Below are 14,629 nucleotides of genomic sequence, written 5' to 3'. Positions count from 1 at the left end.
AGGTTGAATCGATTGCCGCGGGTGGTTCACCTCTCCCGCTTGCGGGAGAGGTCGGCGCAAAGCGCCGGGTGAGGGCTTTCTCCTCTTGGGGATTGTCCCATCGCGGAGACACCCTCTCCCGCAAGCGAGAGAGGGAGTGCACCTCGCTCGTTGCAGCGTCAAGCCTCATCCCATCAAGCTTTTACACGCGGATACCCGCAACAGGCTGCGCGCCGAACTCGGAAGGACGCGCGAGGTCTTGCAGAGCTGCGTGTTGTCCCCTGAAGCAACGCCGCTTTTTTGAGCGTGCGCCCTAGCCTTTCCCCATCGCCGCGATCGCGTCTGCGATCTCGATCGTGCGCCGGGCCATGTCGGCGTGCAGGCGTTCGACCATGGCGCCGTCCAGCCGGATCGCGCCACGTGAGACGTTTTCCGGCAATTCGAACGCTGCGATGATTTTTCGCGCGCGCGCGACTTCCTCTTCGGGTGGGGTGAAGATCGCGTTGCAGGCATCGATCTGCGAGGGATGGATCAGCGTCTTGCCGTCGAAGCCGAGATCGCGCCCTTGCGCGCATTCGGTGGCAAAGCCGTCGGAATTGGCGATGTCGCTATAGGGCCCGTCGAGGATTTCGAGGCCGTGGGCGCGCGTTGCCAGGATGCAATGGGTGATCATCGGGATCATCGCGGCGCGGCCCGGCAGCATCTTGATGCGGGTCTCGCGCGAGATGTCGTTCGGGCCGAATACGAAGCCTGAGAGGCGGCTCGATGGATCGCGGCCGGCGGCGGCCAGCTCCTCGGCATGGAGCACGGCGCGCGCGGTCTCGATCATGGCCCAGACTTTCACGGTCGGCGCGGCGCCAAGCTCGGCCAGCTTCCGGTCGATCGCGCCGAGATCTTCGATGCTTGAAACTTTTGGAACCAGGATGCCGTCCGGCGAGGCCTTGGCGGCCATCGCGACGTCGTCGGCCCACCAGGACGTGTCGAGACCGTTGGTCCGGATCAGGATCTCGCGTTTGCCAAAACCCTTGGCCGCGATCGCGGCGGCAATGCCGTCGCGCGCCACCGCTTTGGCATCAGGAGCGACGGAGTCCTCGAGATCGAGGATCAGGCCGTCGGCGGCGAGATTGCGCGCCTTTTCCAGCGCGCGGGGATTGGAGCCGGGCATGAACAGGTGGCTGCGGCGCGGGCGGGTCATGCAAGCGTTCCTTCCTCGTCAGTCCTCTTACCGAAGCCGATAGCATTTGGCCTGCTTATTCGAAAGGCTTGTTCGCCCCTGCGGTCTATGATTAGGCATGGGTATGGTGACATTCCCGAAGCATTTGCTGGAAGGCTACGAGGCCTTCGCCACCCAGCGGCTGCCGGCCGAGCAGACCCGCTACCGCGAGCTGTCGGTGAAGGGACAGTCGCCGGAAGTGATGGTGATCGGCTGCTGCGACAGCCGTGTCTCGCCCGAGGTGATCTTCGACGTCGGTCCGGGTGAATTGTTCGTCGTCCGTAACATCGCCAATCTGGTGCCGACCTACCAGCCCGACGAGAACGCACATGGCGTCTCGGCGGCGCTGGAATATGCGGTGACGGTGCTGAAGGTGAAGCACATCGTGGTGCTCGGCCACGCGCAATGCGGCGGCATCCGCGCCTTCGTCGACAAGATCGAGCCGCTGACGCCGGGCGACTTCATCGGCAAATGGATGCAGATGTTCATCAAGCCGGGCGAGGTGGTCGAGCAGCGCAACCACGAGACCATGGCGCAGTTCATCGAGCGCATCGAGAAGGCCGCGGTGTTCCGCAGCCTCGAAAACCTGATGACCTTCCCGTTCGTGCGCAAGGCGGTGGAGAACGGCCAGATGCAGACCCACGGCGCCTATTTCGGAGTCGCGGAGGGATCGCTGTTCGTGCTGGATAAGGTCGCGAAGGAATTCAAGAACGCGCGAAGCGTAGCGTAAGCCATCGCTCTCGTAGGGTGGGCAAAGCGAAGCGTGCCCACCACCTGTCGGAATCGGAAAGAATGGTGGGCACGGCGCGCGAAGAGCGCGCCTTTGCCCACCCTACGGCAGCGCGTTACGCCGCCTTCTTCTTCGCGCTGATCAGCTTGCGGTTGATAAGCACTTCCGCGATCTGGATCGCGTTGAGCGCGGCGCCCTTGCGCAAATTGTCGGACACGCACCACAGCACGAGGCCGTTCTCGACCGTCGCGTCCTCGCGGATGCGGCTGATATAGGTGGCGTCCTCGCCGGCCGCTTCGTAAGGCGTGGCGTAGCCGCCGGGCTCCTGCTTGTCGATGACGAGGCAGCCCGGCGCCTTGCGCAGGATCTCGCGGGCTTCATCGGCTGTGATCGGGTTCTCGAACTCGATGTTGACGGCCTCGGAGTGGCCGACGAACACCGGCACGCGCACGCAGGTGGCGGAGAGCTTGATCTTGGGATCAAGGATCTTCTTGGTCTCCGCCATCATCTTCCACTCTTCCTTGGTGTAGCCGTCCTCCATGAAGACGTCGATATGGGGGATGACGTTGAAGGCGATGCGCTTGGGAAATTTCTTCGCGACCAGCTCGTCATTGGTGTAGACGGCCTTGGTCTGCGAGAACAATTCGTCCATCGCGTCCTTGCCGGCACCCGACACCGATTGATAGGTCGAGACCACGACGCGCTTGATGGTCGCCTTGTCGTGCAGCGGCTTGAGCGCGACCACGAGCTGCGCGGTCGAGCAGTTCGGGTTGGCGATGATGTTCTTCTTCTTGAAGCCTTCCGTCGCGCCCGCGTTCACCTCCGGCACGATCAGCGGCACGTCCGGATCCATGCGCCACGCCGAGGAATTGTCGATCACGACCGCGCCGGCGGCACCGATCTGCGGCGACCATTCCTTCGACACCGAGCCGCCCGCCGACATCAGGCAGATGTCGACGTCGGAGAAGTCGTAATGCTCGAGCGCTTTGACCTTCAGGGTGCGGTCGCCATAGGAGACCTCGACGCCGACGCTGCGGCGTGACGCCAGGGCCACGACCTCGTCGGCGGGGAATTTGCGCTCATCCAGGATGTTGAGCATTTCCCGTCCGACATTGCCGGTCGCGCCGACGACTGCGACTTTGTAACCCATCGTTCACTCTCCGATGAAAAAGCCCGTTCCCGAAGCTGACGCTTAAACAGGAAGAGCAGCGCTTCTATGCGAGAACCGGCCTCAAGACAACGTTGGACCATGCCTGAAGGCCGTGGATGCAGTCGCCTGAGGCCAGCATGGCCGTTAGCCCTACCCAGATCCATCTGGCGCTTGCAGCCTTTGCCGACGAGGTCATCGGCACGCTGGCGCACCTGATCGCCTATGTGGGGGCGCTCGCGCTGTTTGCCATCCTCGCGCTCGGGGCGCTGGGCCAGCTGCCTGACTTGCGCGACGATGAGCCGGCGGACAAGCCGGGCTGGAGCGCGGCCGACCGCTCGCATCCGGCCTTCGCCGTCAGCCGGCTTGATTCATCAGAGAAAACAGCCTCTTACATCATCCTAAGGCATCCCGAAGGAGGCCGCCGGGACGTGCTGCGCTGGGCGAGCGAGGCCGGCCAGCCGCTGGCCGAGCTCGAAATCTACCGGGAAGGCAGCGAGTTCGACGTGGCCCGTCCGGCGACTGCGGACCTGGCCGTCCAGATGGGCTTGAGCGCGGCGACCACGCTCGAGCAGGCCGGCCTGATCGACACCAAATTCGGCCCGGTCGCCCTGTTCCGGCCGGTCGGCGCGGAGGGGACGCGGGCGTGCCTCGGCTACCTCAAGCGCAGCGAGGAGCCGGCACTGCAGATCTCCGGCTTCTCCTGCCAGGGCGACACCCTGCCCGCCCGGCGCGCGGCGATCGCCTGCACGCTGAACCGGCTGACGCTGCTGACCTCGGGCAACGAGCCCAGGCTGGCGGAATTGTTCGCCCGTGCCGAGCTGAAGCGCCGCGCCTGCGATTCCCAGGGATCGTCGGACTGGCTGCTGGGCGCCGCGAACGCGCAATTGCGCGGGGCGCTCTAGGCCGCATCAAGCTCAAGTGGCTGGTATTGATGCAACTTTTGCCGGCGCGCACGATTATTCCGAGCTGGTGTGACCCAATTGACCTAGTTGCATCCGCCCCGGCCGGGCTAGTATGGGGTGAAATCGACTGGCGGCCTGCCGCCTGAAGGGGACGTGATGAGCTTGAAATTCTCTGCGGCGAACACATTGGCGACCTGGCTTGCGGCGGGCGCCGTCATTGCCATGTCCCTCGCGTCGCCGGCTTCGGCCGACACCAGGACCAAGCGCTATGACGAGCGCGGCCGGCCCTATTACGGACCGAGCGGCCCCAACGCGGTCTATCAGCAGGGCCGCACCCGCATCTATGTGAGCAAGCGCTCCTGGCTCGACGGCGGCACCGAGGTCAATCCGGGCGACCGCAAGTTCAGCGACTATGCCTTCCCGCCGGCGGTGGGCTATCCGTCCTTCGCCCGCGAGAACCTGAACCGCCCGATCGATCGCCAGCCGCTCTCGCCGCCCGCTGATGTCGGCGGCTACCCGCAGAATTTCCCGCTGTACTGAGGCGGACGCAGGCTTCGAATCAAATGGCCGGGCTCACACCCGGCCATTTTTTGTCGCGTAGCCCGGATGGAACGAAGCGCATCCGGGAAGTCTATCCACGAGGCGAGAACCCCGGATTTCGCTGCGCTCCATCCGGGCTACGACTCTACCCGTGCAGCTTCTGCAATTCCTTCAGAATCGCTTCGCCCATCTGCGTGGTCGAAGCGGCGGTGGTGCCTTCCGACTTGATGTCGGCGGTGCGCAGGCCGCTGGCGAGCACGGCGGCGATGGCGGCATCGACCTTGTCGGCGAGATCGCCCATGTCGAAGGAGTAGCGCAGCGCCATGCCGAACGACGAGATCATCGCGATCGGATTGGCGAGGCCCTTGCCCGCGATGTCAGGGGCGGAGCCGTGCACCGGCTCGTACAGCGCCTTGCGCTTCTTGCTCTTGACGTCGACCTCGCCAAGCGAAGCCGAGGGCAGCATGCCGAGCGACCCCGTCAGCATCGCCGCGATGTCGGAGAGCATGTCGCCGAACAGATTGTCGGTGACGATGACGTCGAACTGCTTCGGCCATTTCACCAGCATCATGCCGCCGGAATCGGCGAGCTGATGCTCGAGCGTGACGTCGGGGTATTCGCGCTTGTGAACTTGCGTGACGACCTCGTTCCAGAGCACGCCCGACTTCATGACGTTGCGCTTCTCCATCGACGTCACCTTGTTCTTGCGCTTCTTGGCAAGCTCGAAGGCGACGCGAGCGATGCGCTCGATCTCATAGGTGTCGTAGACCTGGGTATCGATGGCGCGCTTCTGGCCGTTGCCGAGATCGGTGATGGTCTTGGGCTCGCCGAAATAGACGCCGCCGGTGAGCTCGCGCACGATGACGATGTCGAGGCCCTCGACCGCCTCGCGCTTCAGGCTCGAGGCGTCTGCCAGCGCCGGGTAGCACACGGCGGGACGCAAGTTGGCGAACAGGGCGAGATCCTTGCGCAGACGAAGCAGACCGGCCTCGGGGCGCACCTCGTAGGGCACCGCATCCCATTTCGGGCCGCCGACAGCGCCGAAGATCACGGCGTCGGCGTCCTTGGCTTTGGCCATGTCGCCCTCGGAGATCGACACCTTGTGCGCGTCATAGGCCGCACCGCCGACGAGACCGGTGTCGGTCTCGAATTTGGCGATCCCGGCCGAATTGAGCCAGTCGATCAGCCGCTTCACCTCGCCCATCACCTCGGGGCCGATACCGTCGCCGGGGAGCAGCAGCAATTTGTGGGTCGCCATGGTCGTTCTACCTCCGTTGCGTCATGTCCGGCTTGTCCCGGCCATCCACGTCCTCGGCTTGCGGGGCCAAGAACGTGGATGCCCGGCACAAGGCCGGGCATGACGGCATCTCGTGAATTTCGGCCGGAGTGCTAGAGCGGCGTTGCGCGCTTGGCAAGACACCATTGCCGCGCCGCGGCTGTGCAAGGCCGGCAGGGCCTGCCACAGTGCGGGTTGCCGGAGTACCCCTTGCACGCCCCTGACCGTCCCCCGAACCCGCATCCTGCGCGGCTGATCCTGACCCTGTCGCTGGCGGCGACGGTCGGGCTCGGCATCGGCCGCTTCGCCTATGCGCTGGTGCTGCCCGACATGCGGGAGGACCTTGGCTGGTCCTACTCGGCGGCCGGTTTCATGAACACCATCAACGCCGTCGGCTACCTCGTCGGCGCGCTTGTCGCGTCGCGGCTGATCCAGCGCGTCGGCTGGTCAGCCGCAATCCGCGGCGGAACCCTGGCCTGTGTCGCCGCGCTCGCGACCTGCGCACTATCAGGCAATTTCGTCGCGTTGAGCCTGGCGCGCCTCGTGCTGGGCTTGGGCGCAGCGGCGGGCTTCGTCGCCGGCGGCGCGCTGGCCGCGACCATTGCGCAGTCGCAGCCCGCGCGCGCCAATTTCCTGCTCAGCCTGTTCTATGCCGGACCAGGCATCGGCATTCTCGCCTCGGGGCTGATCGCCCCGTTCACGCTGCAATATTTCGGACCCGGCTCGTGGTGGATCGTGTGGTGGGCGCTGACGCTCTTGTCCGTCGCCATGACGATCCCGCTGTTCCTGATCCGCATCGAAAGCGGCGCGCGTTTCTCGGAAGGCAGTCACGCATCGTTCGCGATCCTGCCGGTGCTGATCTATCTCGCCGGCTATTTTCTGTTCGGCGCGGGTTATATCGCCTACATGACCTTCATGATCGCCTATGTGCGCGACGGCGGCGGCGGGGCCGCGGCGCAGGCGGCGTTCTGGAGCCTGATTGGCCTGTCCGCCTTCGTCACGCCCTGGGCCTGGCGCGGCGTGCTGGCGCTCGACCGCGGCGGGCTCGCCACCGCGATTATCCTCGGCACCAACGCGTTAGGGGCCGCCCTGCCGATGCTGGGGCATTCGCCGGCCTGGCTCGCGATCTCGGCGGTCGTGTTCGGCGTCGCCTTCTTCGCCGTGGTCGGCTCGACCACTGCCTTCGTCCGTTTCAACTATCCGCCCGAGATGTGGCCGACCGCGATCGCAGCGATGACGATCTCGTTCGGCGTCGGCCAAACGCTCGGCCCGATCGTGGTCGGCGCCATCACGGATGCGCTGGGCAGCTTGAGCTACGCGCTGAACGTCTCGGCCGCACTGCTGGCGCTCGGGGCGGTGGCGGCGCTGTGCCAGCGGAAGGTGGGGCCGGCCAGGCAATCGGTGCCGTAGGGTCGGCATAGGCGCGAAGCGCCGTGCCCACCATCTTCTTCAGCATGGATGGAATGGTGGGCACGCTTGCGCTTTGTCCACCCTAGGAGACCTGCTTGTTCATCACGAGAACTGACCATATCGCCAGTTGAACGAGGAATCCGAGCGAGAACAAGCCAAGGAAGCCGACGAACATCCATAATCCAGCGACGCGTCTCGTGCGCCACAGATAGTAAGGCAGATACGGCAGCCAGAACAATATGAGGAGAAATCCGTAGTCGAACGGCCGCTCGACTTGTGGGTGATCTCGCTGGTCAGCCACGATCCACATGATGAGCAAAAACGCCAACAGGGTGTCTGCAAAAGCAGCGGTCACAGGCCTTGCGTATATGCCGCGCCAAAAGAAAAGGCCCTCGGCCAGCGCGGACAACGCCGAAACGCAAATCAGCGAAGCTGCCAGCCATTTCTTGACGTTCATTCTGGTCGCTGATTCTACACTCATGCGGCCCACAAAATAGGACCGCTGCAGCGATCATGTCCAGCATCGCGCTACCGTAGGCTGGGCAAGGCGCCTAGCGCTGTGCCGCCACAGCCTCTGCCGCGGATGCCGGTGGCACGCTTGCGCCTTGCTCATCCTACGGCAGCGGAGCTAGCTCCCGCTGAACGAATTGTACCCCTGGTCTTCCCAATAGCCGCCCTTGTAGTCGTTGGTGACTTCCATCGAGACCACGTATTTCGGGTTCTTGAAGCCGAGCTTTGTCGGCACGCGGATCTTCATCGGGAAGCCGTAGGCGCGCGGCAGGATCTCGTTCGCGTATTTGAACGTCATCTGGGTCTGCGGATGCAGCGCGCTGCGCATGTCGAGCGGCGAGTTGTAGCCGTCCTTGTCGGCACACTGGAACCAGACATATTTCGCGCGCGTGTCGGCGCCGATCAACTTGAGGAAATCGCGCAAGGGCGTGCCGGTCCAGCTGCCGATCGCGCTCCAGCCCTCGACGCAGATGTGGCGGGTGATCTGGGTGACCTGCGGCAATCGATAGAGCTCGTCCAGCGTCCAGGGCTTCTTGTTATCGACGAGACCGCGCACTTCGAGCTTCCAGTCCTTGCCGTCGACATCCGGCGCATCGTCGAGATCGTAATAGGCGTTGAACGGGAACGGCTTCGTGATCGCGCTCTCGGGGAAGGTCGGCGCCAGCGCATCGGGATTGAAAATGAAGGACTGCACGGCGTCGTTGAACTTCGACACCTGCTTCAGCATCTCCTCGGCTGAGGAGGAGTCGACGACGTCGCAGCCGGTGAGCAGCGTCAGCGCGCCGAGGCTGGCGCCGCCCGCGATGAAGCGGCGGCGGGTGACGTCAGGCATCGTCTTGATGGAGTCCTTGATCAAGAGCCGCTTGTCGACGCCGGGGATCAGGAATGAACGTTTCGCCATGTTCTCCTCCTCAGCGACCGATGATCATCGCGCGCAGGCTCTTCGGCACCAGCAGCGCGAGCAGAACATGAATGACCAGGAACGCGCAGATCGCGGCCATGCAGAAGAAGTGCACGTAGCGCGCGGTCGGATAATCGCCGAACAGCATCACCAGGTAATAGAGCTGCACCGGCTTCCACATCGCGAGGCCCGACAGCACGATCAGCACGCCGACCACGATGATGCCGGCATAGAGCAGGCGCTGCACGTAATTGTAGACGGTGAGATCGTCATGGCCGAGCTTGAAGGTCAGCGCCGCCCTGACGTCGTGAAGCACGCCGGACGCCGTGATCGGCAGCAGCTTCTTAGCGAAACGGCCGGTGGCGAAACCGGTGATGAGATAAGCGAGGCCGTTGATCATCAACAGCCACATCGCCGCAAAATGCCAGAGCAGACCGCCGGCGAGCCAGCCGCCGAGCGTGTACTCGCGCGGAAAGCTGAAGCCGAACAGCGGTGAGGCGTTGTAGATCTGCCAGCCCGACAGAATCATCAGGATCATGGCGAGGGCGTTGACCCAATGCATGATCCGGACCCAGGCCGGCTGGATCACTTTGGCCGGAGTGGCCCTGACCTGCTCGTCGGTGACTGTGAGGCTCGCCATGATGGTTCCGTCCTGAACGTCGTTTGACAGCAATTATACGCCGATGCTTCCGCTTTCGTTACGCCCCGTCCGGCATCAAATCGATACTGGCGGGCTATCACGGTCACAAGAAAGCGAGCCGGGCACCCCCGGCTCGCCGTCTCGAGACCTCCTGTTCGGGGGATGAAACAGGGGTGGGCGGTGTTACGTCGCCGGCATCAGCACGGTGTCGACCACATGGATGACACCGTTGGACTGGTTGACGTTGGAGATCGTCACCATCGAGGTGCCGCCCTTGGCATCGACGATCCAGGTCTTGCCGTCCATCTTCTTCACCGTCAGTTCCTCGCCCTCGGCGGTCTTCATCTTCTTGCCGTCGGTGAGGTCGGAGGCCGCGAGCTTGCCGGGTACGACGTGATAGGTGAGGATCTTGGTCAGGGTCGCCTTGTTCTCGGGCTTGACCAGGTTGTCGACGGTGCCGGCCGGCAGCTTGCCGAAGGCGGCATTGGTCGGCGCGAACACCGTGAACGGGCCCTTGCTTTCCAGCGTCGGCACCAGGCCCGCCGCCTTCACCGCCGCGACCAGCGTGGTGTGGTCCTTGGAGTTGACCGCGTTCTGGACGATGTTCTTGGACGGGAACATCGCGGCGCCGCCGACCATGACGGTCTTCTCCTCGGCGCTGACAGGCGCGATGACGGTCGCGGTGATGGCGAGGGCGCTGAAGGCGGCAGCAGCGAGATAGGCAATGCGCTTCGACATGGAGAATCTCCCGATTGAATTGAGACCGGCGATGGCCGGCGTTTGAGTTGGCAACAACGGCGACTGTGTCTCCTTGGCTTGAAGCAGCAGTGCCGTCGTTGGACCGAACTACGGGAGGGTTTGCTGGGCGGTTTCGGAAAAAAATTCTTTGTGATGCGTGAAACTATGGGGGAGGGATTTCGTGTGGTGCATCCACGCCGTCATTGCGAGGAGCCCTTGCGACGAAGCAATCCAGACTGTCTCCGCGGCTACATTTCTGGATTGCTTCGCTTCGCTCGCAATGACGGACTCGCGGCTGCGCCCCACCTCAGTCCCTGCTGTGCGGCGTCTGAATAAAACCGCGATTATGCGTCGGGCTGATCAGCACCTCGTTGATGCAGACGCGCGCCGGCATGCTCGCAATGAACGCGATGGTGCGGCCGAGATCTTCGGATTGCAGCATCCTGGCCTGCTCCTCCTCGCTCGGCACCACCGGGCGCAGCTTCAGGATCGGCGTTGCCACCTCGCCCGGCATCAGGCAACAGGCGCGCAGGCCGTTGACGCATTCGTCCATGTTGAAGGAATGGGTCAGCGCCAGCACCGCATGCTTGGTCGTGGTATAGGCCGGGCCCGGCATCTTCGAGACATGGCGGCCGGCCCAGGACGAGACGTTGATGATCGCGCCATCCTGCTGCTTGCGCATCGTCGGCAGCACCGCGCGCATGCAATAAAGCACGCCGTTGAGATTGACCTGGACGAGCTTATCCCAGCCTTCCAGTTCCATGTCCTTCCAGCTGCGCTTGGGAACATTGATGCCGGCATTGTTCACCAGCAGATCGATCCGGCCGTGCCTGGCGACGATTCGATCGGCTGCCTTCTGGGCTTCAGTGGCGTTGGACACGTCAAGCACAATGGCCTCGGCCGTCCCGCCTGCGCCATTGATCTTCGCAACCACCGCATCGAGGGCTGACTGGCGCCGGCCCGACACCACCACCGTCCAGCCGTCGGCAGCTAATGCCTCGGCGCCGGCCTCGCCGATCCCGCTGCCGCCGCCCGTGACCCAGGCCACGCGTTTCCCGTTTTTGGTCATGCAAACTGTCTCCGTTGCTTCTGCGGGGCGGTTTTTGCTAATCCAGCCCTCGGTTTTGACCGGCCTTCGCCGGCGAGGAATGTTGCATGAACCAAGCTGCCAACGCCAATCTGTTTTCCCGCCTGTTCGACGGCCTGGACGATCCCAAACGCCTCGCAATCGAGACGCATGACGGCGCCCGTATCAGCTATGGCGATCTGATCGCGCGCGCGGGGCAGATGGCGAATGTGCTGGTCGCACGCGGCGTGAAGCCCGGCGATCGCGTCGCGGTGCAGGTGGAGAAATCGGTCGCCAACATCGTGCTGTATCTGGCCACCGTGCGGGCCGGCGCGGTCTATCTGCCGCTGAACACCGCCTATACGCTGAATGAGCTCGACTACTTCATCGGCGATGCCGAGCCGTCGCTGGTGGTTTGCGATCCCTCCAAGGCGGAAGGCCTCGCCCCGATCGCCGCCAAGGTAAAAGCCAAGGTCGAGACGCTCGGGCCTGACGGCAAGGGCTCGCTAACGGACGCCGCCGACAAGGCAAGCGGCGAGTTCGCGACGGTGCCGCGCACAAGCGACGACCTCGCCGCGATCCTCTACACATCTGGCACCACGGGCCGCTCCAAGGGCGCGATGCTGACGCATGACAATCTGGCGTCCAACTCGCTCTCGCTCGTCGACTATTGGCGCTTCACCGACAAGGACGTCTTGATCCACGCGCTGCCGATCTATCACACGCACGGCCTGTTCGTGGCGACCAACGTGACGCTGTTCGCCCGCGCTTCGATGATCTTCCTGCCGAAGCTCGATCCTGACCTCATCATCAAGCTGATGTCGCGCGCGACGGTGCTGATGGGGGTGCCGACCTTCTACACCCGCCTGCTGCAGAACCCCGCGCTGTCGCGCGAGACGACGAAGCACATGCGGCTGTTCATCTCGGGCTCGGCGCCGCTGCTCGCCGACACCCATCGCGAATGGTCGGCGCGCACGGGACATGCCGTGCTCGAGCGCTACGGCATGACCGAAACCAACATGAACACGTCGAATCCCTATGACGGCGAGCGCGTGCCCGGCGCGGTCGGTTTCCCGCTGCCGGGCGTCTCGGTGCGCGTCACCGATCCCGAGACAGGGAAAGAGCTGCCGCGCGAGGAGATCGGCATGATCGAGGTCAAGGGCCCGAACGTGTTCAAGGGCTACTGGCGCATGCCGGAGAAGACCAAGGCCGAGTTCCGGCCCGACGGCTTCTTCATCACCGGCGACCTCGGCAAGATCGACGACAAGGGCTACGTCCACATCCTCGGCCGCGGCAAGGATCTCGTGATCTCCGGCGGCTTCAACGTGTACCCGAAGGAAATCGAGAGCGAGATCGACGCCATGCTGGGCGTGGTCGAGTCCGCCGTGATCGGGGTGCCGCATGCCGATTTCGGCGAGGGCGTCACGGCGGTTCTCGTGCGCCAGCCCGGCGCGAGCATCGATGAACCGGCCGTGCTGAAGGGCCTGGAGGGGCGCCTTGCGAAATTCAAGATGCCCAAGCGCGTGCTCGTCGTCGACGAGCTGCCGCGCAATACGATGGGCAAGGTGCAGAAGAACGTGCTTCGCGAGACCTACAAGGATATTTACGCGAAGAAGTGAGGGGCGCAATCGCTCCGGGGGTGGGGGGACGTATGAACCGCGAGCAGGCTGTCCGGATCAACGATCATCTTCTTGATGCTTACAGGGCCCTCGACCAGGCCCGAATGGCCATCGCAGCGCTTGGCAAGGCTGAGCGGATTGAGCTCGAGGACTGGCTGGACGAAGTCGTTGCTGCTTTGGAGGATGAGTTGCTTCAGCCGATCTACGATCAGTATCCGGATCTGGAGCCTCCGAAGTCCGATCGAGAACCCCTCGTATATACCTGCGAGCTCACATGGGACGAGGTGCGCCTGCCGCCGTCGGTGACCGAGCAGCAAATCGATGAGGTCATTTTCTCGGTCATGAAGCCGACGTGGCGGAAGACCGCCATGATGGTCACGCTTGTGATGGACCGCTGTAAAGAGCTGGGATTGCCAATCGAAGGCGAAATGATTGCTGCGCGACTAAGACTGCTTTCAGATTCCGATCGCATCGAAGGCATCGGCGATCTCCGATCATGGTTCCACAGCGAAGTGCGATTGAAGGACTAATCGCTGATTAGACCCGATCGACGCTCCCCGTTCGCTGTCCAGTGCTGCGATGGGACTGGGATCGCGCGCTCTTTCAACAACGTCATTGCGAGGAGCTCTTGCGACGAAGCAATCCAGACTGCCGCCGCGGAAAGATTCTGGATTGCTTCGCTGCGCTCGCAATGACGGAGGGTGTAGCGGCTATTGTCCGCCCACCAGGCTCAGCACAAACCGGCTGCCGACGATCAACAGATAGCACCCGAACGCAGCTTCCAGCGTCCGCTTCGACATCGCATGCGCGGCCTTCACGCCTAGCGGCGCGGTGACGAGACTCGTCGGCATGACCAGCACGGCGCCGATCAGCGAGACGTAGCCGAGCGCGAACGGAATCTGCAGCGCTGCGACGGCCGGATAGCTCGCCGCCGCGGGCCAGCCCGCATAGATGTAGCCGAGCGCGCCGGGGATCGAGATCAGCACCGCGAGCGCCGACGAGGTCGCCACGGCCTGATGGATGGGACGGCTGTAGAAGGTCATCAGCAGGTTGGAGAACAGGCCGCCGCCGATGCCCATCAGCGTCGAGAGGATGCCGACCACGAAGCCGTAGACGCGCATCAATGGGCCCTTCGGCAGATCATCGCCGAGCTTCCAGGTCTCGCGTGCGAAGATGAGCCGGACCGCGGCTGACCAGGCGACGGCGACGAATACGATCTTGAACAGCCGTTCCGGCGCGTAGCGCGCGACCACGCTGCCGGCGATGACGCCGATCACGATCGGCAGCCACCACACGCGCAGGATCGCCATGTCGACGGCGCCGCGTTTGTAGTGCGCCTGGAATGAACGGATCGAGGTTGGGATGATCACCGCAAGCGAGGTGCCGACGCAGAGTGGCATGCGCACCTCCAGCGGCACGCCGGCGATGCGAAAGCATTCGTAGAACACGGGCACGAGAATCGCGCCGCCGCCGATGCCGAACACCCCGGCCAAAAATCCCGAGAGTGCGCCGGTTGCGATTAGCAACAGCGCAAGCTCCACGATCTCCTTGATGTCCAGCCCTGCAATCACCTGTGACCTGCCCCGGCGACTGGTCGCTGCGGCTCCGAGATGTCGCTTCGGAACGCCGCGTAGGGAGCATTAGGCGATCTGATTCTCGCGGTCGACACACCGAACCTCCCGGCTGGGGTGGAATGCAGGGTGCGCATATCCAAGGGGGTCGAACGGAAGCGGAATGGGAGGGACCGTTCGCATGGGCGCACGAGTTTGCGCGACGACTGGACCCACCTCTGGCCGATTTGGACGGGACGGTCCGTTTAGAGGCGTTCCAATAGCAATTTCAACGCACCTCGTTCCCTCCAGAAGAAATGAATAAAGACTCTTTACTTCGTTGGCGGACCGACGCTCTGGTATACCAAGCCACTGATTGGCCTTGTTTCATCAACGCTCTAGAGC

At 63.7% G+C, this 14,629-nt stretch carries 15 protein-coding genes; 6 read left to right on the top strand and 9 right to left on the bottom strand.

Annotated elements, in window-relative coordinates:
* Positions 1 to 292: 292 nt before the first annotated feature.
* Positions 293 to 1,174 (bottom strand): CoA ester lyase, encoded by an 882-nt coding sequence (locus LRP30_RS00695; protein ID WP_128930617.1) that lies wholly within the window; start codon positions 1,172 to 1,174, stop codon positions 293 to 295.
* 103 nt (positions 1,175 to 1,277) lie between these two features.
* On the opposite strand from LRP30_RS00695, the gene LRP30_RS00690 reads away from it, so the two are divergent.
* On the top strand, positions 1,278 to 1,922 hold the full coding sequence (locus LRP30_RS00690; protein WP_249761975.1) for a carbonic anhydrase: 645 nt from the start codon (positions 1,278 to 1,280) through the stop codon (positions 1,920 to 1,922).
* Positions 1,923 to 2,037: 115 nt separating this feature from the next.
* On the opposite strand, the gene LRP30_RS00685 is transcribed toward LRP30_RS00690, so the two are convergent.
* The gene (locus LRP30_RS00685; protein ID WP_128930615.1) at positions 2,038 to 3,072 is read right to left on the bottom strand and encodes an aspartate-semialdehyde dehydrogenase; all 1,035 of its coding nucleotides are present in this window, start codon (positions 3,070 to 3,072) and stop codon (positions 2,038 to 2,040) included.
* Positions 3,073 to 3,188: 116 nt separating this feature from the next.
* Between LRP30_RS00685 and LRP30_RS00680 the strand changes: the two genes are divergently transcribed.
* Positions 3,189 to 3,974, top strand: a complete 786-nt coding sequence (locus tag LRP30_RS00680) for a hypothetical protein (protein ID WP_249759032.1) — start codon at positions 3,189 to 3,191, stop codon at positions 3,972 to 3,974.
* A gap of 156 nt (positions 3,975 to 4,130) precedes the next feature.
* Positions 4,131 to 4,514, top strand: a complete 384-nt coding sequence (locus LRP30_RS00675) for a hypothetical protein (RefSeq protein ID WP_128944390.1) — start codon at positions 4,131 to 4,133, stop codon at positions 4,512 to 4,514.
* 145 nt (positions 4,515 to 4,659) lie between these two features.
* Here the strand turns inward: LRP30_RS00675 and leuB are convergent, their stop codons facing one another.
* Positions 4,660 to 5,772 (bottom strand): 3-isopropylmalate dehydrogenase, encoded by a 1,113-nt coding sequence (gene leuB, locus LRP30_RS00670; protein ID WP_091882962.1) that lies wholly within the window; start codon positions 5,770 to 5,772, stop codon positions 4,660 to 4,662.
* 228 nt (positions 5,773 to 6,000) lie between these two features.
* Here leuB and LRP30_RS00665 point away from each other — a divergent pair, with 228 nt between their 5' ends.
* Complete coding sequence (locus LRP30_RS00665; RefSeq protein WP_249759031.1) at positions 6,001 to 7,200, top strand: YbfB/YjiJ family MFS transporter; 1,200 nt, start codon at positions 6,001 to 6,003, stop codon at positions 7,198 to 7,200.
* A gap of 82 nt (positions 7,201 to 7,282) precedes the next feature.
* Here LRP30_RS00665 and LRP30_RS00660 read toward each other — a convergent pair whose 3' ends face one another.
* From LRP30_RS00660 to LRP30_RS00640, 5 genes are all read right to left on the bottom strand, one after another.
* Complete coding sequence (locus LRP30_RS00660) at positions 7,283 to 7,657, bottom strand: hypothetical protein (RefSeq protein ID WP_249759030.1); 375 nt, start codon at positions 7,655 to 7,657, stop codon at positions 7,283 to 7,285.
* A 171-nt stretch (positions 7,658 to 7,828) separates the two neighbouring features.
* A complete protein-coding gene (locus LRP30_RS00655; RefSeq protein WP_249759029.1) occupies positions 7,829 to 8,611 on the bottom strand; it encodes a molybdopterin-binding protein in 783 nt (260 codons plus the stop codon).
* 10 nt (positions 8,612 to 8,621) lie between these two features.
* Complete coding sequence (locus LRP30_RS00650; protein WP_249759028.1) at positions 8,622 to 9,251, bottom strand: cytochrome b/b6 domain-containing protein; 630 nt, start codon at positions 9,249 to 9,251, stop codon at positions 8,622 to 8,624.
* 183 nt (positions 9,252 to 9,434) lie between these two features.
* On the bottom strand, positions 9,435 to 9,989 hold the full coding sequence (locus LRP30_RS00645) for a fasciclin domain-containing protein (RefSeq protein WP_249759027.1): 555 nt from the start codon (positions 9,987 to 9,989) through the stop codon (positions 9,435 to 9,437).
* 307 nt (positions 9,990 to 10,296) lie between these two features.
* Positions 10,297 to 11,058 carry an SDR family oxidoreductase gene (locus LRP30_RS00640; RefSeq protein ID WP_128930608.1) on the bottom strand — a complete coding sequence of 254 codons (762 nt, stop codon included), beginning with the start codon at positions 11,056 to 11,058 and terminating at the stop codon, positions 10,297 to 10,299.
* Between the two features lie 86 nt (positions 11,059 to 11,144).
* Between LRP30_RS00640 and LRP30_RS00635 the strand changes: the two genes are divergently transcribed.
* Entirely contained in the window at positions 11,145 to 12,674 is a 1,530-nt protein-coding gene (locus tag LRP30_RS00635; protein WP_249759026.1) for a malonyl-CoA synthase, read from the top strand.
* A 32-nt stretch (positions 12,675 to 12,706) separates the two neighbouring features.
* The gene (locus LRP30_RS00630; RefSeq protein WP_249759025.1) at positions 12,707 to 13,204 is read left to right on the top strand and encodes a hypothetical protein; all 498 of its coding nucleotides are present in this window, start codon (positions 12,707 to 12,709) and stop codon (positions 13,202 to 13,204) included.
* A gap of 180 nt (positions 13,205 to 13,384) precedes the next feature.
* Here LRP30_RS00630 and LRP30_RS00625 read toward each other — a convergent pair whose 3' ends face one another.
* Positions 13,385 to 14,245: a sulfite exporter TauE/SafE family protein gene (locus tag LRP30_RS00625; protein WP_249759024.1), complete on the bottom strand. Its 861-nt coding sequence runs from the start codon at positions 14,243 to 14,245 to the stop codon at positions 13,385 to 13,387.
* Positions 14,246 to 14,629: the final 384 nt, after the last annotated feature.

The organism is Bradyrhizobium sp. C-145 (genome assembly GCF_023375135.1).
GTDB lineage: Bacteria > Pseudomonadota > Alphaproteobacteria > Rhizobiales > Xanthobacteraceae > Bradyrhizobium > Bradyrhizobium zhanjiangense.
This window is presented reverse-complemented; position numbering and strand designations above follow the sequence as displayed.